At 73.0% G+C, this 18,646-nt stretch carries 20 protein-coding genes and 2 pseudogenes; 17 read left to right on the top strand and 5 right to left on the bottom strand.

Translation table 11 applies throughout. The features are described from left to right. Window positions 1-266 precede the first annotated feature (266 nt). Window positions 267-2,096 (top strand): AMP-dependent synthetase/ligase, encoded by a 1,830-nt coding sequence (locus ACGRHY_RS24215; protein WP_394637421.1) that lies wholly within the window; start codon window positions 267-269, stop codon window positions 2,094-2,096. A gap of 90 nt (window positions 2,097-2,186) precedes the next feature. Next, window positions 2,187-3,698, top strand: coding sequence for a membrane-associated oxidoreductase (locus tag ACGRHY_RS24210; protein WP_394637420.1), 1,512 nt, complete (start codon window positions 2,187-2,189; stop codon window positions 3,696-3,698). A 141-nt stretch (window positions 3,699-3,839) separates the two neighbouring features. Here the strand turns inward: ACGRHY_RS24210 and ACGRHY_RS24205 are convergent, their stop codons facing one another. Continuing rightward, on the bottom strand, window positions 3,840-4,484 hold the full coding sequence (locus ACGRHY_RS24205) for a CBS domain-containing protein (protein WP_394637419.1): 645 nt from the start codon (window positions 4,482-4,484) through the stop codon (window positions 3,840-3,842). A gap of 167 nt (window positions 4,485-4,651) precedes the next feature. Between ACGRHY_RS24205 and ACGRHY_RS24200 the strand changes: the two genes are divergently transcribed. Continuing rightward, a complete protein-coding gene (locus ACGRHY_RS24200; RefSeq protein WP_394637418.1) occupies window positions 4,652-5,320 on the top strand; it encodes a class I SAM-dependent methyltransferase in 669 nt (222 codons plus the stop codon). 65 nt (window positions 5,321-5,385) lie between these two features. Here ACGRHY_RS24200 and ACGRHY_RS24195 read toward each other — a convergent pair. Next, window positions 5,386-5,538, bottom strand: a pseudogene (locus ACGRHY_RS24195) (oxidoreductase); the annotation flags it as partial. Window positions 5,539-5,844: 306 nt separating this feature from the next. On the opposite strand from ACGRHY_RS24195, the gene ACGRHY_RS24190 reads away from it, so the two are divergent. The 3 genes from ACGRHY_RS24190 to ACGRHY_RS24180 all read left to right on the top strand — a co-directional run bounded on the left by ACGRHY_RS24190 (window position 5,845) and on the right by ACGRHY_RS24180 (window position 7,211). Further along, window positions 5,845-6,138, top strand: a complete 294-nt coding sequence (locus ACGRHY_RS24190; RefSeq protein WP_394637417.1) for an ArsR/SmtB family transcription factor — start codon at window positions 5,845-5,847, stop codon at window positions 6,136-6,138. Continuing rightward, complete coding sequence (locus ACGRHY_RS24185; RefSeq protein ID WP_394637416.1) at window positions 6,135-6,521, top strand: VOC family protein; 387 nt, start codon at window positions 6,135-6,137, stop codon at window positions 6,519-6,521. Before ACGRHY_RS24190 ends, ACGRHY_RS24185 begins: the two co-directional genes overlap by 4 nt. A 162-nt stretch (window positions 6,522-6,683) precedes the next feature. Next, a complete protein-coding gene (locus ACGRHY_RS24180; RefSeq protein ID WP_394637415.1) occupies window positions 6,684-7,211 on the top strand; it encodes a DinB family protein in 528 nt (175 codons plus the stop codon). Window positions 7,212-7,240: 29 nt separating this feature from the next. Here the strand turns inward: ACGRHY_RS24180 and ACGRHY_RS24175 are convergent, their stop codons facing one another. Both ACGRHY_RS24175 and ACGRHY_RS24170 read right to left on the bottom strand, forming a co-directional pair. Further along, the gene (locus ACGRHY_RS24175) at window positions 7,241-7,747 is read right to left on the bottom strand and encodes a GNAT family N-acetyltransferase (RefSeq protein ID WP_394637414.1); all 507 of its coding nucleotides are present in this window, start codon (window positions 7,745-7,747) and stop codon (window positions 7,241-7,243) included. An 86-nt stretch (window positions 7,748-7,833) separates the two neighbouring features. Next, a pseudogene (locus ACGRHY_RS24170) lies at window positions 7,834-8,292 on the bottom strand (ATP-binding protein); the annotation flags it as partial. 176 nt (window positions 8,293-8,468) lie between these two features. Here ACGRHY_RS24170 and ACGRHY_RS24165 point away from each other — a divergent pair. The 8 genes from ACGRHY_RS24165 to ACGRHY_RS24130 all read left to right on the top strand — a co-directional run bounded on the left by ACGRHY_RS24165 (window position 8,469) and on the right by ACGRHY_RS24130 (window position 14,087). After that, window positions 8,469-9,380: a helix-turn-helix domain-containing protein gene (locus ACGRHY_RS24165; protein WP_394638182.1), complete on the top strand. Its 912-nt coding sequence runs from the start codon at window positions 8,469-8,471 to the stop codon at window positions 9,378-9,380. Then, window positions 9,343-9,471 (top strand): DUF397 domain-containing protein, encoded by a 129-nt coding sequence (locus tag ACGRHY_RS24160; RefSeq protein ID WP_394638181.1) that lies wholly within the window; start codon window positions 9,343-9,345, stop codon window positions 9,469-9,471. Before ACGRHY_RS24165 ends, ACGRHY_RS24160 begins: the two co-directional genes overlap by 38 nt. 271 nt (window positions 9,472-9,742) lie before the next feature. Further along, window positions 9,743-10,618 carry a hypothetical protein gene (locus ACGRHY_RS24155; RefSeq protein ID WP_394637413.1) on the top strand — a complete coding sequence of 292 codons (876 nt, stop codon included), beginning with the start codon at window positions 9,743-9,745 and terminating at the stop codon, window positions 10,616-10,618. 85 nt (window positions 10,619-10,703) lie between these two features. Further along, window positions 10,704-10,919, top strand: a complete 216-nt coding sequence (locus tag ACGRHY_RS24150; protein ID WP_394637412.1) for a CopG family transcriptional regulator — start codon at window positions 10,704-10,706, stop codon at window positions 10,917-10,919. 48 nt (window positions 10,920-10,967) lie between these two features. After that, window positions 10,968-11,624, top strand: coding sequence for a DUF433 domain-containing protein (locus ACGRHY_RS24145; protein ID WP_394637411.1), 657 nt, complete (start codon window positions 10,968-10,970; stop codon window positions 11,622-11,624). A gap of 51 nt (window positions 11,625-11,675) precedes the next feature. Further along, window positions 11,676-12,059 (top strand): VOC family protein, encoded by a 384-nt coding sequence (locus ACGRHY_RS24140; RefSeq protein WP_394637410.1) that lies wholly within the window; start codon window positions 11,676-11,678, stop codon window positions 12,057-12,059. A gap of 234 nt (window positions 12,060-12,293) precedes the next feature. Then, the gene (locus ACGRHY_RS24135; protein WP_394637409.1) at window positions 12,294-13,193 is read left to right on the top strand and encodes a macrolide 2'-phosphotransferase; all 900 of its coding nucleotides are present in this window, start codon (window positions 12,294-12,296) and stop codon (window positions 13,191-13,193) included. 120 nt (window positions 13,194-13,313) lie between these two features. After that, window positions 13,314-14,087 (top strand): dihydrofolate reductase family protein, encoded by a 774-nt coding sequence (locus ACGRHY_RS24130; RefSeq protein WP_394637408.1) that lies wholly within the window; start codon window positions 13,314-13,316, stop codon window positions 14,085-14,087. A gap of 23 nt (window positions 14,088-14,110) precedes the next feature. On the opposite strand, the gene ACGRHY_RS24125 is transcribed toward ACGRHY_RS24130, so the two are convergent. After that, a complete protein-coding gene (locus ACGRHY_RS24125) occupies window positions 14,111-15,139 on the bottom strand; it encodes a LacI family DNA-binding transcriptional regulator (RefSeq protein WP_394637407.1) in 1,029 nt (342 codons plus the stop codon). Between the two features lie 212 nt (window positions 15,140-15,351). Between ACGRHY_RS24125 and ACGRHY_RS24120 the strand changes: the two genes are divergently transcribed. The 3 genes from ACGRHY_RS24120 to ACGRHY_RS24110 all read left to right on the top strand — a co-directional run bounded on the left by ACGRHY_RS24120 (window position 15,352) and on the right by ACGRHY_RS24110 (window position 18,628). Next, window positions 15,352-15,510 (top strand): hypothetical protein, encoded by a 159-nt coding sequence (locus ACGRHY_RS24120; protein ID WP_394638221.1) that lies wholly within the window; start codon window positions 15,352-15,354, stop codon window positions 15,508-15,510. 97 nt (window positions 15,511-15,607) lie between these two features. Further along, the gene (locus ACGRHY_RS24115) at window positions 15,608-16,180 is read left to right on the top strand and encodes a GNAT family N-acetyltransferase (RefSeq protein WP_394637406.1); all 573 of its coding nucleotides are present in this window, start codon (window positions 15,608-15,610) and stop codon (window positions 16,178-16,180) included. A gap of 372 nt (window positions 16,181-16,552) precedes the next feature. Next, complete coding sequence (locus tag ACGRHY_RS24110; protein ID WP_394638180.1) at window positions 16,553-18,628, top strand: neutral/alkaline non-lysosomal ceramidase N-terminal domain-containing protein; 2,076 nt, start codon at window positions 16,553-16,555, stop codon at window positions 18,626-18,628. Window positions 18,629-18,646 lie beyond the last annotated feature (18 nt).

Genomic DNA, 18,646 nt, shown 5'->3' with positions numbered 1-18,646 from the left:
CCGAGCCTGCCTCCGACTCCGCTCCTGACCGCCACCTCGTGCCGCCCGGGTGCGCGGGCGGCACGAGGCCGGAGGGCGCCCCATGGGGGGAGCGCCCTCCGGCCGCGGTCGTGCCCGGTGTGCCGTCGCCGAGCCCGGCCCGCCCGGAGAACTCACACAGGGGAACGGTTTTTGATCAAGCCCTGGGCAACAGGGGCGTTCATCGGTATTTTTCGCCCCCTGCCGCCCGGAACGCGATGCGGCAGAGGTTCGGTGATGGGGGTACCGTGCGCGACTTCAGTCTTCCGCCCGTGGTGGAGCCGGTGCGGAAGGGAGGGCTGGCGGACTCGGTCCACGAACTGGCCGAACACGAACCGCACTTCGCGCAGCTCGCCCGCCGTGAGAACCCGGCGGGCGGTGAATGGGCCACCGTCACCGCCGCCGCCTTCCGCGACGAGGTGAGGGTTCTGGCCAAGGGCCTGCTGGCCGACGGCATACGGTTCGACGACCGGGTCGCGGTGATGGCCCGCACCCGCTACGAGTGGACGCTGTTCAGCTACGCGCTGTGGACGATCGGCGCCCGGGTCGTGCCCGTCTACCCCACCTCCTCCGCCGAGCAGGTGCGCTGGATCCTGGCCGACGCGCAGGTGGCGGCGGTCGTCGTCGAGCACGAGGAACACGCTATGACGGTGGGTTCGGTGTGCGACGCGGCGCCGTCGCTGCGCCGCATCTGGCAGCTCGACACCGGCTGCGTGAGGGAGCTGGCCGAGCTGGGGCGCGGCGTACCCGACGATCTGGTGGACCGCCACCGCCTCGCGGTGACACCGCGCTCGGTCGCCGCCGTCACCTACACCTCCGGCACCACCGGGCGCCCCAAGGGCTGCGTGATCACCCACGCGAACCTCGCGGCCGAGTGCGACATCCTGCTCGCCGGATGGCCCGGGCTCATCGCTGCGCAGGGCGAGCGGCCCGCCATCCTCGCCTTCCTGCCGCTGTCCCACATCTACGGCCTGATGGTGCAGGTCTTCTGCATCCGCAACCGCGTACTGCTGGGCCACCAGCCCGAGATCGCGCCCGCCGAGCTGCTGCCCGCGCTCGCGTCCTTCAGGCCGACGTTCGTCTTCGCCGTGCCCTACGTCTTCGAGAAGATCTACCGCAAGGCCCGGCAGGCCGCCCTGGAGGCAGGCAAGGGCGACGTGTTCGACCGGGCGACGGACGTCGCGGTGCGCTACGCCGAGGCCGTGGAACGGCACAACGCGGGCGCGGGCCCAGGGCCCGGCCCCGTGCTCAGGGCCTCGCACGCGGTCTTCGACCGCACCGTCTACCGGAAACTGCGGGCGGTGCTGGGCGGGCGGGTGCGGTACGCGGTCTCGGGCGGCTCCACGCTGCGCCGCGAACTCGGCCTGATCTTCGCCGGCGCCGGGATCACGGTCTACGACGGCTACGGGCTGACCGAGACCACCGCGGCGGTGACCGGCCAGCCGATGGGCCGCGTCAAGTTCGGCACGGTGGGCCGCCCGATGCCGGGCCACTCGATCCACATCGCCCGCGACGGGGAGATCTGGGTGCACGGCGACGTCGTCTTCGCCGGCTACCTCAACAACCCCGGGGCGACCACCAGGGTGCTGCGGGACGGCTGGTTCGCCACCGGGGACGTCGGCCACCTGGACGACGAGGGCTATCTGGTCATCACCGGACGCAAGAAGGACATCATCATCACCAGCGGCGGCAAGAGCGTCGCCCCGCAGGTCCTGGAGGACCGCGTCCGCGCCCATCCGCTGATCTCCCAGTGCCTGGTCGTCGGCGACGACCGCCCCTACGTCGCGGCGCTGCTCACCCTCGACCCCGAGGCACTGGAGCACTGGTTCCGGCTGCGCGAGAGGGAACCGCTGTCCCCCCGGGATGTCCTGCGCGACGGGGAACTGCACGCGGAGGTCCAGCGGGCGGTGTCCCAGGCGAACAACGCGGTGTCACGGGCGGAGTCCATCCGGGCCTTCCGGATCCTGCCCACGGAGTTCAGCATGAGGGAGGGGCTGATCACGCCGTCGCTGAAGATGCGGCGGGCGGCGATCGCGAAGATGTACGAGGCGGAGATCGAGGCCCTCTACTCATCCTGAGCCCGGCGCCCAAGCCATACCGTGACCTCGAACGACCCTCTTCATAAACGGAGTTGACGCCCCCGGTGGAACCACGGCACCATCCGCCGGGTGGAGATCACCGACCTCACCCGGGCCGAGCTCCGCGTGTGGCGGGCGTTCCCGCTCAACGAGGGCGTCGACCTGCGCGAGAGCGCGGACGACGACCCGGCGGACGGCGCCTCGTGGGGCCCCGGGCGCACCGTCCGCGCCAAGGTGCTGCAGGCACTGCTGCTCGACGGCCCCGCCACCGGCGGCGAGGTGCCCGGCCTGAAGCTGACCGGCGCGCGCATCACCGGCCGGCTGGATCTCATGTACGGGACGGTCGAGCACGCCGTACGGCTGCGGTCCTGCCACTTCGAGCAGCCGCCGAACCTCTACGGGGCGCGGATGCGCGCCCTCGTCCTGAGCGATTCGGTGCTCCCCCGCCTCACTGCCGGGACCCTGCGCGTCGACATCGTGCTGCGGATGACCGGCTGCCGGGTCACCGGCCCCGTACGGCTCGCGGGGGCACAGCTGTCCGGGGCTCTCTTCCTCGACGGCGCGGTGCTGGGCGTCCCCGGAGCGCAGGACGGCCGGCCACCGGGCCCGGAGCGGGAGGGCTCCGGGGAACGGCCGGAACCGGTCCTCCAGCTCGACCACGCGACGGTCGGCACCGACGTCTGGGCCGCGGGGCTCACCGCATACGGCCGGGTGCGGATGGACGGCGCCACCATCGGCGGACTGGTGAACCTCGACGACGCCGAGCTGCACGACCCGGGCGGCCTCGCCCTGGAGGCCGAGACCCTGGCGGTCGGCACCGATCTGCGCGCCGCCCGGCTGCGCGCCCGCGGCATGGTCAACCTCAGCGGCGCCACGATCCCCCGTCGGCTCGTCCTGAACTCCGCCCGGCTCTCCAACCCCGCCGGCCAGGCGCTGCGCGTCAGCGCCTGCGCCGTCGGCGAACTGTGGCTGCGCGGCGCGGCTCCGGTCCGGGGCACCGTGAACCTGCGCGGCGCCCGGCTCGACCTGCTGGACGCCGTCCCGGAGGTGTGGCCCGAACGGGTCAGGCTCGACGGGCTCACCTACCGGCGGCTGACCCCTCACCTGCCCGCCGAGCGGCGGCTGCCGCTGCTGGAGCGCGAGGAGACCGGCCATCTTCCGTACTCGTACGAGCAGTTGGCCACCGCGTACCGCACCGCGGGCGACGAGGCGGGCGCCCGCACCGTGCAGCTCGCCAAACTGCGCCGCCACCGCCGCTCCCTGCCCCCGTACGCCAGGTTCTGGGGACATCTCCAGGACGCGACCGTCGGTTACGGCTTCCGCCCGATGCGGGCGGGCGGCTGGCTGCTGGCGCTGCTGCTCGCCGGCACGCTGGTCTTCGCCGGGGAGCACCCCCGCCCGCTCAAGGCCGACGAGGCCCCCGACTTCACCCCCCTCTTCTACACCCTCGACCTGCTGCTGCCGGTCATCGGTTTCGGCCAGGAGGCCGCCTTCGCGCCCCAGGGCGCGTACCAGTGGCTGGCGTATCTGCTCGTCGTCACCGGCTGGATCCTGGCCACCACCACCGCGGCGGGCATCACCCGCGCCCTCAGCCGCCAGTGACCGCGCCCTCAGCCGGGCGGCCGGGGCCGGGAGCCGCTTCCCAAACGAGCTCTGGGCCGACCAGTCGTTCCCCGGTCCCGCTCCGCCCCGGCCGGCCAGGCGTCCGGGCCTCAGGACGCCCCGGCCCTCCAGAGCGGACGCTCAGCCCGCCCGGGCGGCGGCGAGGTGGGCCCCCACCGCGGCGACACCGTCGATGCCCTGGCACAGGGCCACGACCACCGGGACCAGGCGCGGTTCCGGGACGTCTCCACGGAGGGTGACGACCCCGTCCCGGACCTCGACCGCGACGGCGTCCTCGTCCAGGCCGAGGATGTCCCCCAGAACGTCCTGCTCGACCTCGTCGCGGATCTCGGCGTCGGAGCGGATGAAGACGTCGAGCAGGTCGCTGCGGGTGACGATGCCGGCCAGGAGCCCTTCGTCGTCGACCACCGGCAGCTGCTTGACGTGCCGCCTGCGCAGTTCCCGCGCGACCCGGGGGATCGTCCAGTCGGCGCGGGCGGTGAAGACGGGGCTGCTCATGAGCGCGCCCGCGGTCCGGGCCCGGGCCTTGCCCCAGGAGCGCTCGTCGTCCCCGTCCTGACCCTGCGGATCGGGCATGCCGGTCTCGTGCCGCAGCACGTCGGAGGCGGAGACGACGCCGACGGGAGCGCCGTCGTCGTCTACGACCGGAGCCGCGACGATGTCGTTCGCGTCCAGCAGGGCGGCGGCCTCCGGCAGCGGTGTGTCGGGGCGGAAGGTGACCACGTCCTCGGTCATCACGTCACCGACCGTGTGGCGGTACAGCATGGCATCGGCCTCCTCCGCTTCACGGCGCCGGCCGCCGCGCCTCGCCGGCCCGTCCGCGCCGTCCTCCCCCCCATGACAACACCGCGCCTCCCCGGCGGCCAGTGCCGTTCGGCCCGAAGGGGAGGCCGACGGTCCCACGACCAGGGCCGCTGTCCTATCGTTGGCCGATGCGCTTACCCCCTATCGACCGCCCGGCCGATCTCGACGTGGTCCGTGAGTCCTATGACCGGGCGGCCGACAACTACGTTCACATGGTGCTGACGACGGGATTCGGCGACATCCGCACCCACCCCTGGCTCAAGGCGTCGATCGACGCCTTCGCCGACACCGTGCGCGGACTCGGGCCCGTCCTCGACGTCGGCTGCGGGCCCGGAACGGTGACCGCCTACCTCGCCGAACGCGGACTCGACGTGTCCGGGGTCGACCTCTCCCCCCGCATGATCGAGAACGCGCGCCGCCTCCACCCGCACTGCCGCTTCGACGTCGCCTCCGCCACCGACCTCGACCTCGGTGAGGCGTCCCTGGGCGGCGTGCTCGGGTGGTGGTCGCTGTTCAACCTCCCCCGTGACGTCCTTCCCCAGGTCCTCGCCATGTTCGCGCGCGCCCTGAAGCCGGGAGGGCACCTCATCACCGCGACACACGTCGGCGACGAGGACGTGGCACGCACCGAGGCCTACGGAGGCGTCCCCGTCCGCTGGACGACCCACCGGTGGCGGCCGGAGCAGCTCGTGGAGCTGATCGAGCGGGCCGGCCTGCACCCGGTCGCCGAGCTCCGCCTCCCCGCCGACGAGCAGACCGGCCCGGGCGTGGTCGTCATGGCCAGGCGCCCCGGCTGAGGAACAGGCGCCGGGCCCCGTCGTCTGCCGCCGCCGTCCGTCCGGGTGCTCCCCGACCTCCAGCCGAGGGCGGCGAGCAGTTCGCGCTCGCGCCGGGCGCTGAGGCCGGCGCGTCGCGACCGGTCCAGGCCCTGCCCGCGCTTCCAGGCGGGGGTGTCGGCCAGCATCTCCTCCCGGGGGCGGTGGCGGAGGAGCCCCGCGGCGCGCGCAGCGGGGCCCCGCGGACCTGATCCGGGAACGTGTGGACGGCACCACCGGCGCCTGAACGGCGCCCACACACGCACCGCTCCCGTGGGAAGCAGTGCACCGGCACGAGCGGCCTCGGCCTTGAGCCGTGTGCGCAACGGACTCCGGTCAGGCCTTGTCCTGGAACCGTGGCGGGTGATGCGGGTCTCCGGGCCGGCACCCGCACCCCCGACCGCCTCCGATCCGACGACTCCGACCAGCGGGGGCCCGCTTCTTCGATCAGGCGAGGGCGGCACGCCCCTTGATAGGCAAGTAGAAACTTGCCTATGGTGTTGGCCGTGGCGGAGGACCTCTTCAAGGCACTGGCCGACCCCACCCGCCGGCGCATCCTCGATGAGCTGGTGGAGCGGGACGGCCAGACCCTCTTCGAGATTTGCGCACGGCTGGCGACCAAGCACGGTCTGGGGCTGTCCCGCCAGGCGATCAGCCAGCACCTGGCCGTACTGGAATCCGCCGGTCTGGTCGTTTCACGGCGCCAGGGCCGCTACAAGTTCCACGACCTGAACACCGAACCCCTTGAGCTCATCGTGACCCGATGGCTCAGGCCCGACACCCCGGAGAGCACACCATGAGGATCCACCTCACCAGCGTCTTCGTCGACGACCAGGACAAGGCCCTGCGCTTCTACACCGACGTGCTGGGCTTCGTGAAGAAGCACGACGTCCCGCTGGGCACGGACCGGTGGCTGACCGTGGTCTCGCCGGAGGATCCCGACGGAACCGAGCTGCTGCTCGAGCCCTCCGGCCATCCCGCGGTGCGGCCGTACAGGACGGCACTGGCCCAGGACGGCATCCCGGCCGCCTCTTTCGCCGTGGACGACGTACGGGCGGAGTTCGATCGGCTGCGCGGGCTCGGGGTGCGCTTCACCCAGGAGCCGCTGGAGATGGGCACGATCACCACGGCGGTCCTGGACGACACCTGCGGCAACCTGATTCAGATCGCGCACAGCGGGTAAGGCACCGGCCCGCGCCTCCCGGCCCTGGGCCTACCCGGTAGTCCCGGCACCGCGGGAGACCACGAGTGGAGCCCCGACCGTGCGCGGCGACCGTCCGGTCCGGACGGCAGCGGCCCCGTTTCGGGGATGATCTACGAGAGGACGCCCGAGGAGAGGAAGCACATGACCACGACACCGGACGGCCGCACCGTCCCGCCGCCGCACGCCGACGAACGCACCACGCTGGAGGGCTGGTTGGACTTCCACCGGGAGACCCTGGTGCTGAAGTGCTCGGGGCTGGACGACCGCGGGCTTCGCACCGCCCCGCTGGAGCCGTCGCAGATGACGCTGCTGGGCCTGGTCCAGCACCTGGCGGAGGTCGAACGCAACTGGTTCCAGCGGATCTTCGCCGGCCTCGACGTGCCGCCGGTCCACGCGGACGCGGGCCGGGACGGCTTCGGGCTCGTCCCGGAGCGCGGCCTCGACGAGGCGCTGGCCGCCTGGCGCGCCGAGGTCGCGCGCGGACGCGAACTGACCGCCGGCGCCTCGCTGGAGGAGATCGGCAGGCTCTCGGAGCAGGAGGCCGCACACCTGGGCAGCGAGGAGGTCTCACTGCGCTGGATCCTGGTCCACCTGATCGAGGAGTACGCGCGCCACAACGGCCACGCGGACCTGATCCGGGAACGCGTGGACGGCACCACCGGCCCCTGAGCGGCGCCCGCACCGACACCGCCGTGGCGTCACAGTGCCCGGCGCATGCAGACCCGCGGCCACCGGTCCAGGCCGTGGGCCGCTTCACGCTCGCGGATCTTCCGCAGACCGGGAGTGAGCCCACCGTCGTCCATGATCCGGAAACCACAGCGTGCGTAATAAGGGGCGTTCCACGGGACCTGGGCGAACGTGGTGAGGGTCAGGGCGGGAGCGCCCTGACCCCTGGCGTGTGCCGCCAGATGCTCCAGCAGCGACCGGCCGACACCGCGACGCGCGCTGTCCGGATGCACCGAGACCTGCTCGACGTGGAGGTTGCCGTCGACACGGTCGGCGATCAGGTAGGCGACCGGGACATCGGCGCCGTCGGCCACGACCCAGGCCAGCCCGGCACGGTGGTAGCGGGCCAGCTCGCCGAGCGGGAGCGGCTCGTCCTCGGCGATCTCCGGCATGCCGATGTCCCGGAAGCACTGCCCTGCGGCCCTCTCGATGTCCTGGAGGACGGGCAGCTCGTTCAGGCGCACGGCTCGAATGGACATGCACGCATTCTCCACGGCACACCGGAGGGCGCCGGCAAGCACCCCGGCACAACCGCCCCGTCCTCGCAGTGGTCCCTTTCAGCGGCCTGGACCGCCACTTGCGCCCAGACCGTCTTGCCGACGGAGTCGCGCGGGACCGCACCCCAGCGGGTGGCGAGGATGTCCACCAGGAGCAGGCCGCGCCCGGACTCGTCGTCGGCGGACGGTGAGGGCGGGGCGGCCGGAGGCCGGACCGGGGAGGCGTCCGAGACCTCGATACGGACCACGTCCCCCCGCAGTTCGAGCGCGAGGCGGAAGTCGCGTCCGGGCACGCGGCCGTGCCGTACCGCGTTGGCGGCCAGTTCGCCGACCAGCAGGGAGACGGTGCACGAGGTGTCCGACGCGGCAGGCCACCCCCACTCCTCCATGCGCCGCACGGCGAGTTTCCGGGCGAGCCGCGCCCCCTTCGGTGATGACGTGAACCGCATGGTGAACGGCAGGGGTCCGGTGTCGCCCGGGTGCGCCGCGCCCGGCTGCGGGTCCTCGTCGGGCGTGGTCGTCGTCATCAGCACGAAAGTCGTCCTTCGCTTCCTCGTTCGATCCGCAACGTAGGCGGATCACTACGTTCCGTGCTTCAGGATCGACCGGCGAGCCTAGGCTCGGAAGGGGATGAAGCCTTACCTTCCAGTCTGCAAGAAACGGAAGTGATGTTTTGGCCAAGGATGTTGATCCCGGGGCATCGATGGCGGCCCTGTTCGGCTCGCGGGTGCGCAGACTCCGCGCCGCCGCCGGGCTGACCCAGGCGGAACTGGGCGAGAAGGCGCATGTGGTCGCCAGCCGGATCACCCAGGTCGAGCGGGCCTCCGGGGCGAGACCGACGCTTGATCTGGCGCGCACGCTGGACGACGCCCTCGGAGCGGACAACCTGCTGGTCGATCTGTGGCCGTACGTCTACCGCGAGACATTCCCGAACTGGTCGCGCAGGTTCATGGAGTACGCGGAACGGGCGGTGTCCATCTGCGAGTACGCGGCACATGTGGTGCCCGGCCTGCTCCAGACCGAGGACTACGCGCGAGCCCTGCTGAGTGTCGGCCGGACGCTCAGCGGCAAGGAGCAGTTGGAGGAACGCGTCGCGGCCCGGATCGGGCGGCAGGCACGGCTGTGGTCACCGGACCACCCCGAACTGTGGGTGATCCTGGACGAGTCGGTGCTGCGGCGCCCGATCGGAGGCCGGGCCGTCATGCGAGGCCAGATGGTGAGCCTCCTCGAAGCCGCCGAGGAACGTCACATCACCGTGCAGGTGCTGCCGTTCGACCAGGGCGAGCATGGTGCGCTGGGCGGTTCCCTGACTCTGCTGACGATGCCGGACGGCCCGGAGACGGTCTACACGGAAGGCACCGACTACGGCCAACTCGTCGAGGAACCGGCGGAGATCAGGCCGTACAGGGAGACATACGATCGACTGCGGGCGGCAGCCCTGCCCCCGCTCATGTCGCTCGACATGATCCGATCCGCGCTGGAGGACAACCGTGAAGCGAGTGTCCCGTCCCGATCTCAGCGGCGCCGAGTGGCGCAGGAGCAGCTACAGCAACCAGGAGGGTGGCAACTGCGTGGAGATGGCCGACGGCTTCCCCGGCATCGTCCCCGTCCGTGACAGCAAGGCCCCGCACGGGCCGGTGCTGGCGTTCCCGTCGGCGTCCTGGGCTCCCTTCATAAGCGAGTTGAAGGCCGAACGCCGCGCCTGAGCGATCCGGGGGCCGGTACGTATCGGCTTCCCGGGCCCGCCGGACCCTCGCCCACGAGGGTCCGGCGGCCCACGAACTCCCTTAAAGAACCGGGAGAAAGAACCTCCCACCCACCCACCCTTTCCCCTCATCACCCGTACGGGTGATGAGCTTGCGGGTTTGAAAAGCGAGTGGTTACGTTCACCGCGACAACCGCAAAAAGTTGCGGCCCCCGGCCGGGACTGGCATCCCGATCGAGGGCCTCACCGATCAGGAAGAAAGCACCTTCCCGATGGCTGACTCGCAGTTTAGCGCGCCCACGCGCGCCCGCGCCGGTGCACCGACATCCGGCGTGATTCACGTACGCACCCGCCTCACCGCCAACTTCACCGTCCTCGCCAACGCACTCGCGCAGCGGCCCGGCAGCGCGGTCACCATCGGGGTCGCGGCCTACATCGCCTCGCTGCCGGACGGTGCTCCGGTGAGCATCACCGCGCTGTGCGAGCACTTCTCCGAGGGGGAGATCCTGATCTCCCGGGCTCTGCGGGAGCTGGAGGCGTCCGGGTACCTGGAGCGGCGGCGCGAGCGCGGGCCGGACGGCCGGGTCCGTACCCGTACCTACTTCCACGACGTACCGCCGGGCGACGACGACCCGGACCCGACCCCGCCGCCCGGCCGCCGGCCCCGTCCCGCACCCGTCCACGTGCCCGCGCCGCGTACGGCCTCCGACCCGGCGCCCCTGCCGTCTCCCCCGGCACCGGCCACCGCTCCCCCGGACCCGCTCCCGGCCGTGGTGCGGTCACCGCAGGCTCCGCCCGCTCAGCCCGCTCCGCTGGGTGATGCCGATCCGGACGCGGTACGGGTCCTGGCCTGTCTCCGCGCCGCCGACCCCCGGCTGATCCTCTCCGGGAGCGAGGCCGCCCGGATCACCGAGACGCTCACCGCAGGCCTGCCCGAACGGCTCCTGGCCCGCCCTGCCCGCATCCTGGCCTTCCGCCTCGGCGAGCCGCCCCTGCCCGCGCCCGCCTCGGCCCCGTCGCCCGCCAAGCCCGCCGTCCTGCCCCTCCAGACCTGCGACGGCTGCGAACGCGCCATCCGCGCGGCCCGGCCCGGCCAGTTGTGCCGCGACTGCCGCACGGAGCGGGAGGAACTCCGTGCGACCGGCTGATTCACCGGGCACGGGGCCCCGCACGGCAACCAGGAAGGTCACCGTCACGATCCCGGAGGATCTTCTGGAGGAGATCCGGCCCGAAGTGACCGAGCGCGGCCTGTCGGCTTGCTTCACCGAGGCGCTGCGCCTGAAGCAGGAGCGGGCCCGGCTCCGGGAACTGGCCGACTGGTTGGAAGAGGAGCACGGGCCGGTCACCGAGAACGAGCGCGCTGCGGCACTGCGGGAGCTGGAAGACCTCGACACCGAGCACGACCGCCGTCGCGCCACCACACGAAACCGCCCCGGAGAGACCGCGTAAGACCGAACGCGCGACGATGCGAGCCCTGACGCCAACGGGAGGCCGATCATGGTCGACAGGTTCACGGACGGACTGCTGACGCCTGCGGAAACCTCTACCTACCTGGAGATCCCGTCATCGACTCTCGCGTCCTGGCTGAAGGGGAAGGCCGCCGGCGCCCCTCTGGTCCACCAGGTGGAGCCGATACGGAGGGGGCAGCCCTCCGTACCGTTCGTCGCCGTGGCCGAAGCCCACGTCCTGCGGTCCCTGCGCTCCCTCGGCCTGCGGACGAGCGAGCGCAGGGAGGCCGCGACGGCCGTGCGGAACGCCTTCGCCACCCCCTACGGCCTGGTGTCGAAGCGGATCGCCACGGACGGTGTGGACATCCTCGCCGAGCACGGTTTCGGGGATCTGCGCAGGGCCCGGGACGGGCAGGCCCCGATTCACGAGGTCGTGTCCGACTACCTCCGTCACCTCTCCTGGGACTCCGACGACGACTTCCCCACGAGTCTGCGGCTGAGGCAGTATCCGCAGACCGTTCCCGTCGTGATCGATCCGCGATTCGGCCACGGCCGTCCTGTCGTCGCGGCCAATCGCGTCCCGGTCAAGGCCATCACCGATCTGTGGGAGGCCGGGGAGTCGGTCGAGGACACCGCCTACGACTTCGACATGTCCCCCGAGCAGATCGACGCCCTCTGTCATGCCGTGGTGCGCCTTGCAGCCTGAGTTCTTCCTCGTGTGAGTGCGGGCCGTCCTGGCCCGCGTAGGGTGACGGCCATGGCATGCCGCATCAGCGAACTCGTCATCGACGCCGCCGATCCCGAACGGCTGGCCGCGTTCTGGAGCGAGGTCCTCGGATACGCCGAACTCGGCCGGGAGGACGACGGAAGCATCGAGATCGGCCCGCCCGAGGCCGGTTTCGGAGGCCCACAGCCCACCCTCGTCATCAGCCCCACCGGCGACCCCCGACCGGGGAGACTCCGGCTGCACATCGATGTCAGCCCCACCGACCGCGACCAGGACGCCGAGCTGGAACGGCTGCTCGCCCTCGGCGCCAGGCCCGCCGACGTCGGCCAGACCGGTACCGAGAGCTGGCACGTCCTGTCCGATCCCGAGGGCAACGAGTTCTGCCTCCTGCGCACCCGCCTCAAGCCCCTGTGACGACCGCGCCCGCCCTCCGGGCGAACCCAGTCCTTCCGCGCTGTACTTCGATGGCTCGAACCGGTGGCCGCGGGCGAGGAGGCAGCGCTCTGCCCGGGGCGAGTACAGGGATGATCCGGCAGGCGAAGACGGCCGAGGAGGGGGTCGCCTCGCTCCGGAGGAACAGCCCCCGGCGGCGCGGGTGGTGGGGAAAAGAGTTGGAGGCGGCGCGAGCGCGGGTGGGAGCGTGGCCCCATGAGCACGATCGACGATGTCATCGCCCTGGCCGCCGTACACGGCCTTCACCTGTCCGCGCGGGACGCCACCGTGAACGAGGCGGGCCTGGACTACCGGGTCGTCATGGCCTTCGACACGAGCGGCCGGAGGTGGGTGCTGCGCGTGCCGCGTCGCGCCGACGTCTCCGAGGGCACGGCCGCCGAGAGACGCATCCTCGAGCTGGTCGCCCCCGTCCTGGCCGAGGACGGTGTCGCGGTCCCCGACTGGCAGGTCCGCTCCCCCGAGCTGATCGCCTACCCGGCCCTGCCCGGCGCCCCGGGCCTGACCCTGACCGACGCCGGGGAGCCAAACTGGCACATGGACCCCGCCAGCCCGGACTACGCCGAGCGCCTGGGGCGCCTGCTGGCCCGTCTGCACTCCATCGCTCCGGAGCGGGCCGGGGCCGCGGGCGTCGAGGTCCGCGCACCGGCCCGGGTACGTCAGGCGTGGCGGGACGACATCGCCCGCGTGAGCGAGGCCTTCACCGTCTCCCCCGCCCTGGCCGAGGCCTGGCGGGCCTGGCTCGAGGACGACACCTGCTGGCCCGAGCGGACCGTGATGACCCACGGCGAGATCTACCCCGCGCACGTGCTGCTGGACGAGGAGGGCACGATCACCGGTGTCCTGGACTGGACCACCGCCCGCGTGGACGACCCCGCCCGTGACCTGTCCTTCCAGTACGGCGCCGCGGGCGAGGAGATGCTGCAGGCCACTCTCACCGCGTACGAGCGGGCGGGTGGGCGCGTCCACCCCGGCCTGGCGGCCCAGGCGAAGGACCTGTGGGACGCCTCCCCGATCGGGTACGCCCTGTACGCGCTGACCACCGGCGCCGAGACCGACCGGGCCACCGCGGCGGCGATGCTGGACCCCGAAGCCTGACGTCCGACCCGGGGCGGGAAGGGTGCGCCGTCGCCGTTTCCGGAGAGCCGCGGGGACAGGGCCGGGTTCGTCCCGCATCTGGACGCGTGCTTCCTCGCCGTCGACGGACTCCACCGGATCGTGTTCACCAACGCGGTGGACAGCGCCTGGCGTCCCGCGGACCCGGCCCCGGTCGCGATGACCGCCACGATCACACTGGCCGATCACCCGGAGGGCACGGACTACCGGATGGCCGTGCGGCACGGCTCCGCGACGGGCTCCGCGATGAGGATCGCCCTCACCGCCTTCACCACGCTCGACGGGGTCAGCCAGGGGCCCGGCTCGCCGGACGAGGACACCAGCGGCGGTTTCGGCCGCGGCGGCTGGCTCGTCCCCCACATGGACGGGACGTTCGTCCGGCGTGCCTCCGAGTGGCTCGACCTCGCCGACGGCCTGCTGCTGGGCCGGCGCACCTACGAGGCGTTCGCACGCGACTGGCCGGCGATCACCGACCCGGCCGATCCGTTCGCCGAGCGGATGAACACACTGCCGAAGTACGTCGTCTCCAACACCCTCACCGAGGGGGCCTGGCATCCCACGACCGTGCTCAGGGGCGATCCGGTCCGCACGGTCGCCGAGCTCAGGGCACGGCCGGGGCGGGAGATCCAGGTCCACGGCAGCGCCCGCCTGGGAGACGCGCTGCTGGCCGCGGGCCTGGTCGACACGCTCCGCCTCGTTGTCGCGCCCACGGTGCTCAGGGCCGGCCGCCGCCTGATGTCCGGCCCCGGCGCCCCCTCCGGTCTCCGTCTGGTCCGCCACGAGGCGACGCCGAACGGACTGCTGCTCATGGAGTACGAGACGACGGGCCAGGCGTCACAGGGCACGTACGAGGGCGTCACCGCCTTCGTACGGTAGCCAGGCGGCACACCCGGCGCGGGCTACAGCGCCGCCGTGTCGCGGGAGGGGGCGGCGGTGCTGGCGCGGACGGTCAGGGTGGGGGCGGGGGCGCGGCGGTGTTCGACGCGGCGGCCGGCGGCCACGGCCCTGAGCCGGCGGGCGGCCAGGGCGCCATAGGCGGCGATGTCGCGGCGCAGTGCGGTCAGACCGGGGTGGACCAGTTCGCACAGCGGTGAGTCGTCCCAGGCGACCAGGGAGACGTCGGCGGGGACTCGGACGCCCAGGCTCTGCGCGGCGCTCAGGCCGGAGACGGCCATCACGTCGTTGTCGTAGAGGATCGCGGTGGGGCGGTTCTCGCCCTCCAGCAGGGCCCGGGTGGCGGCGCAGCCCTGTTCGCCGCTGTAGTCGGCCTCCACGCTCCGGCCGGTGACGCCGCGCTCGACGGTGGCGGCGGCGAACGCCTCGGTGCGCAGGAGGGTGTGCCGCAGGGCTGCGGGGCCGGTGACGTGGGCGATGGAGCGGTGCCCGAGGTCGGCGAGGTGAGTGACGGCGGTGCGCACCCCCGCCGCGTCGTCACTCCACACCGTGGGCAGGCTTCCGGTGCCGACGGGTGAGCCGATCACCACGGCGGGCAGGCGCAGTTCCTCCAGGACGCGTATCCGGGGGTCGTCCACCCGCAGGTCGACCAGGAAGACGCCGTCGACCTTGCGCTGCGCCCACCAGGCCCGGTAGGTGGCCGTCTCGGCGTCCGCGTCGGGCGCGACGGTGAACAGCAGGGAGGTGCCGTCCCCGGACAACTCGCCCTGGATGCCCGAGACCAGTTGCATGAAGAACGGCTCGATACCCAGGGAGCGGGCCGGGCGGTCCACCACCAGTCCGAAGGCCCCGGCCCTGCCGTCCGAGAGGGCCCTGGCCGCGCTGTTGGGCTGCCAGCCCAGCTCCTCGGCGATGGCGAGCACTCTGGCGCGGGTCGCCTCCGACACCCCCGGGCGGCCGTTGAGCGCGAAGGAGACCGCGCTCTTGGTCACTCCCGCACGGCGGGCGATGTCCACCATCGTGGGACGCTTCAACGCTTCTCCCTCCCGCCCGCGGTCGCCGGCGAACCGGGGCTCATCCTAGAGCGGCCCGCTCACGCCCGGAACACGCCTCCCGAAGGCCGTGGGGCGCGGCTCCGGGGACACCCGCACATCACCCGCGCCCGCCGGGGTAGGAGGCGGGAGGACAACCGAGCGCAAAGGGTGCGGCTCGCCACGGCGAGCGCCCGTGAACAGCTGGAGGAACCGTGCCGGGCATTCTGAGCAAGATCGCCATGTTCGCCCGAACCCCGCAGGGTCGCCGACTGACCCGGCAGGCCAAGAGGGCGGCCTCCGACCCCAGGAAGCGGGCCCAGGCCAAGCAGGCCCTGAGCAGGCTGCGCGGCCGGGGGCCGGGGCGCCACTGAGGCGTACCGCCCCTGCCCGGCCCGCCGCCCCCGAGCAACGCCGCCCGCCGCCGTGGGGACACGGCGGCGGGCGGCGCCGTACTGCCAGGATGGGGGCATGACAGGCATCAGGATCGGGGACGGCGGTGGTTCCGGCGGGATCGTGCTCGTCCACACGGCGGATCTGGGCGCCTCCGTCCGCGCGGCGGCCCGGTCCCTGCTCGAGGAGGTGTTCGAGGGGGACATGACCGACCAGGACTGGGAGCACGCCCTGGGCGGTGTGCACGCGCTGGCCTGGGAGGGGCCGGAGCTGGTGGGCCACGCCTCGCTGGTCCAGCGGCGGCTGCTGCACGGCGGCCGCGCGCTGCGCGCCGGCTATGTGGAGGGGGTCGGGGTCCGTGCCGGCCGGCGCGGACGCGGATACGGGGCGGCACTGATGGGGGCGCTGGAGCGGGTGGTGCGCGGTGCGTACGACCTGGGGGCGCTGGCCTCCACCGACGAGGCGCTGGGCTTCTACGCGGCGCGCGGCTGGCTGCTGTGGCAGGGGCCCACCTCGGTGCTCACCACCTCGGGCGCCGTGCGCACGGAGGAGGACGACGGGTGCGTCCACGTCCTGCCGGTGGCGGGCGGTCCGGTCCCGGACCTGTCCGGTGAACTGGTCTGCGACTGGCGCGAGGGCGATCTCTGGTAGTCGGCCGGCCCCCTGCGGGGCCGGGTGTCTCGCACGGCGCGGCCTCGGGGCGGGCCGTACCCGCCCAGCGGTCCCGCCGCCCGGTCCACCGCGGCCCGCGCGGGCGGCCCGCAGGAGGCGCGCCGGGCTCACACCGGAGCGGTCGCGGGCGGCGCGGCCGCTTCGGCGTCGATCCCGCGCAGACGGATTGTCTGCGGATGCCATGGGTGTCATGCTCGCAACACCTGTCGGTAAACCGGCGGTAACCCCCCACAGCACCGTGAGGAGCCGCACGTGAGCGATCCCCGAACCCAGCGGCGCACACCGTCCGGCGACGCACCGGGCGCACCGGACTCCCCCGCCCGTACGCCGGGCAGCAGCCGCCGCGGTGTCCTGCGCGCCACCGCCGCGACGGCCGGACTCGGCCTCGCCGGACTCCCCGCGGCCGCGGCCCGCGCCGCCGGGAGCACCACCGCCGGCCACACCTCCGCCGCACCCGGGCAGGCCGGCGGGGCGGGGGACGGCTCCTACCTGGTGGGACGCGGCATCGCGGACGCCACCGGCGAGGTGGCCGAGGTCGGCATGATGGGCTACGGGCGCACCGACCAGCAGGCCCAGGGCCTGCACAACCGGCTGCGGGCCCGCGCCTTCGTCATCGCCGACCAGGCCGGGGACGGGAGCGCCGGGGAGCGGGTGGCCCTCGTCGTGGTCGACTCCCCCATGATCTTCTCCAGCGTGCACCAGGCGGTGCTGCGTGCCCTGGACGAGCGGTACGGCGGCCTCTACAACGCCCGCAACACCATGGTCACCGCCACCCACACCCACGCCGGGCCGGGCGGCTACTCCCACCACCTGCTCTACAACATCACCACGCTCGGCTTCCACGCCAAGACCTTCGACGCGGTCGTACGCGGCATCGTGGAGGCCGTGGGCCGGGCCCACGCCGATCTCGCGCCCTCCGATCTCTCCCTCTCCCGCGGTGAGTTGCGCGGCGCCAGCGTCAACCGCTCCCGTACCGCCTTCGACCGCAACCCGGCCGGCGTCAAGGCGCACTTCCCCGACGCGACCGACCCGCTCACCACGCTGCTGCGGATCGAGCGGCAGGGCCGGCTGGTGGGCGCGGTCAACTGGTTCGCCACCCACTGCACCAGCATGTCCGGCGACAACCGGCTCATCAGCGCCGACAACAAGGGCTACGCCGCCCACCGCTGGGAGCGCGAGGTGGCGGGCGCGGACTACCTGGCCGGTACCGCGCCCGAGGTGATCGCGGCCTTCGCGCAGACCAACGCCGGGGACATGTCCCCCAACCTCGACCTGGAGCCGCCGACCACGCCGGAGGACTTCGAGCGCACCCGGGAGATGGGCCTGCGCCAGTACGAGGCAGCCGTGAGGCAGTTGGACCGGCCCGGCACCCGGCTGTCCGGCGGCGTGGACTCCCGGCTGGTGTACGTGGACCTCTCCGACGTCACCGTGGAACCGGAGTTCACCGGCGACGGGCGCACCCACAGGACCGCCAGGCCCGCGGTCGGCGCGGCCATGGCGGCGGGCAGCACGGAGGACGGCCCGGCCTTTCCCGGCTTCTCCGAGGGCGACAACCCCTTCTGGGACGCCGTCTCCCACTCGGTGATCTACACCGTCTCACCGGAGCTGCGCGACGCCCACGCGCCCAAGGCGATAGCCGTGCCCATCGGGGAGATGAACCGGATCTACCCCTGGGTGCAGGAGACCGTCCCCGTCCAGCTCGTGCGGATCGGCCGCCTGTACCTGATCGGCGTCCCCGGCGAGGTCACCATCGCGGCGGGGCTGCGGCTGCGGCGCACCGTCGCGGAGGTCACCGGCGCCGACCTGGACGACGTGCTGGTGGCGGGCTACGCCAACTCCTACTTCCACTACCTCACCACCCCCGAGGAGTACGACGCCCAGCACTACGAGGGCGGCAGCACCCTCTTCGGCCGCTGGCAACTGCCCGCCGTCCAGCAGATCTCGGCGGAGCTGGCCCGCGCGATGCGCGAGGGGCGGACGCTGCCGGCCGGCCCGGAGCCGCCCGACCTGTCCGCCGCGCCGCTCGCCCTCCAGCCGCCGATCGTTGTGGACGCCCCGCAGATCGGGCGCTCGTTCGGGGACGTGCTGACCCAGCCGCGCGAGGGCCACCGGGCCGGCGAGCGGGTCACGGCGGTGTTCGCCGGCGCCCATCCCGGCAACGACCTGCACAGGGGCAGCACCTATCTGCGGGTGGAGCGGTACGAGGGCGGGGTGTGGCGCACGGTCGCCGACGACGGCGACTGGTCGACGGCCTTCCGCTGGGAGCGCGACGGGATCGCCGCCTCGAAGGTGACCGTCACCTGGGACGTGCCCGACGGTACCGCCCCCGGCCGCTACCGCGTCCGCTACCACGGCGACGCCAAACCCCTGCTGGGCGGCGCCCGCTCCTTCTCCGGCACCACGCGCGCGTTCACCGTGCTGGCCTGATCCTCCCCGGCGGCCGGG

The organism is Streptomyces shinuiensis, assembly GCF_043660855.1.
In the GTDB taxonomy this organism is placed as follows: Bacteria; Actinomycetota; Actinomycetes; order Streptomycetales; family Streptomycetaceae; genus Streptomyces.
Note: the sequence above shows the minus strand (reverse complement) of the source record. Positions and strands in the feature narration are given on the sequence as shown.

Excerpts from the sequence above, each read along its gene's own strand:
- ACGRHY_RS24205 (WP_394637419.1), bottom strand. The coding sequence starts at position 4,484 with ATGCTGTACCGCCACACGGTCGGTGACGTGATGACCGAGGACGTGGTC.
- ACGRHY_RS24200 (WP_394637418.1), top strand. The coding sequence starts at position 4,652 with ATGCGCTTACCCCCTATCGACCGCCCGGCCGATCTCGACGTGGTCCGT.
- ACGRHY_RS24185 (WP_394637416.1), top strand. The coding sequence starts at position 6,135 with ATGAGGATCCACCTCACCAGCGTCTTCGTCGACGACCAGGACAAGGCC.
- ACGRHY_RS24180 (WP_394637415.1), top strand. The coding sequence starts at position 6,684 with ATGACCACGACACCGGACGGCCGCACCGTCCCGCCGCCGCACGCCGAC.
- ACGRHY_RS24175 (WP_394637414.1), bottom strand. The coding sequence starts at position 7,747 with ATGTCCATTCGAGCCGTGCGCCTGAACGAGCTGCCCGTCCTCCAGGAC.
- ACGRHY_RS24165 (WP_394638182.1), top strand. The coding sequence starts at position 8,469 with ATGGCGGCCCTGTTCGGCTCGCGGGTGCGCAGACTCCGCGCCGCCGCC.
- ACGRHY_RS24160 (WP_394638181.1), top strand. The coding sequence starts at position 9,343 with ATGGCCGACGGCTTCCCCGGCATCGTCCCCGTCCGTGACAGCAAGGCC.
- ACGRHY_RS24155 (WP_394637413.1), top strand. The coding sequence starts at position 9,743 with ATGGCTGACTCGCAGTTTAGCGCGCCCACGCGCGCCCGCGCCGGTGCA.
- ACGRHY_RS24145 (WP_394637411.1), top strand. The coding sequence starts at position 10,968 with ATGGTCGACAGGTTCACGGACGGACTGCTGACGCCTGCGGAAACCTCT.
- ACGRHY_RS24140 (WP_394637410.1), top strand. The coding sequence starts at position 11,676 with ATGGCATGCCGCATCAGCGAACTCGTCATCGACGCCGCCGATCCCGAA.
- ACGRHY_RS24135 (WP_394637409.1), top strand. The coding sequence starts at position 12,294 with ATGAGCACGATCGACGATGTCATCGCCCTGGCCGCCGTACACGGCCTT.
- ACGRHY_RS24115 (WP_394637406.1), top strand. The coding sequence starts at position 15,608 with ATGACAGGCATCAGGATCGGGGACGGCGGTGGTTCCGGCGGGATCGTG.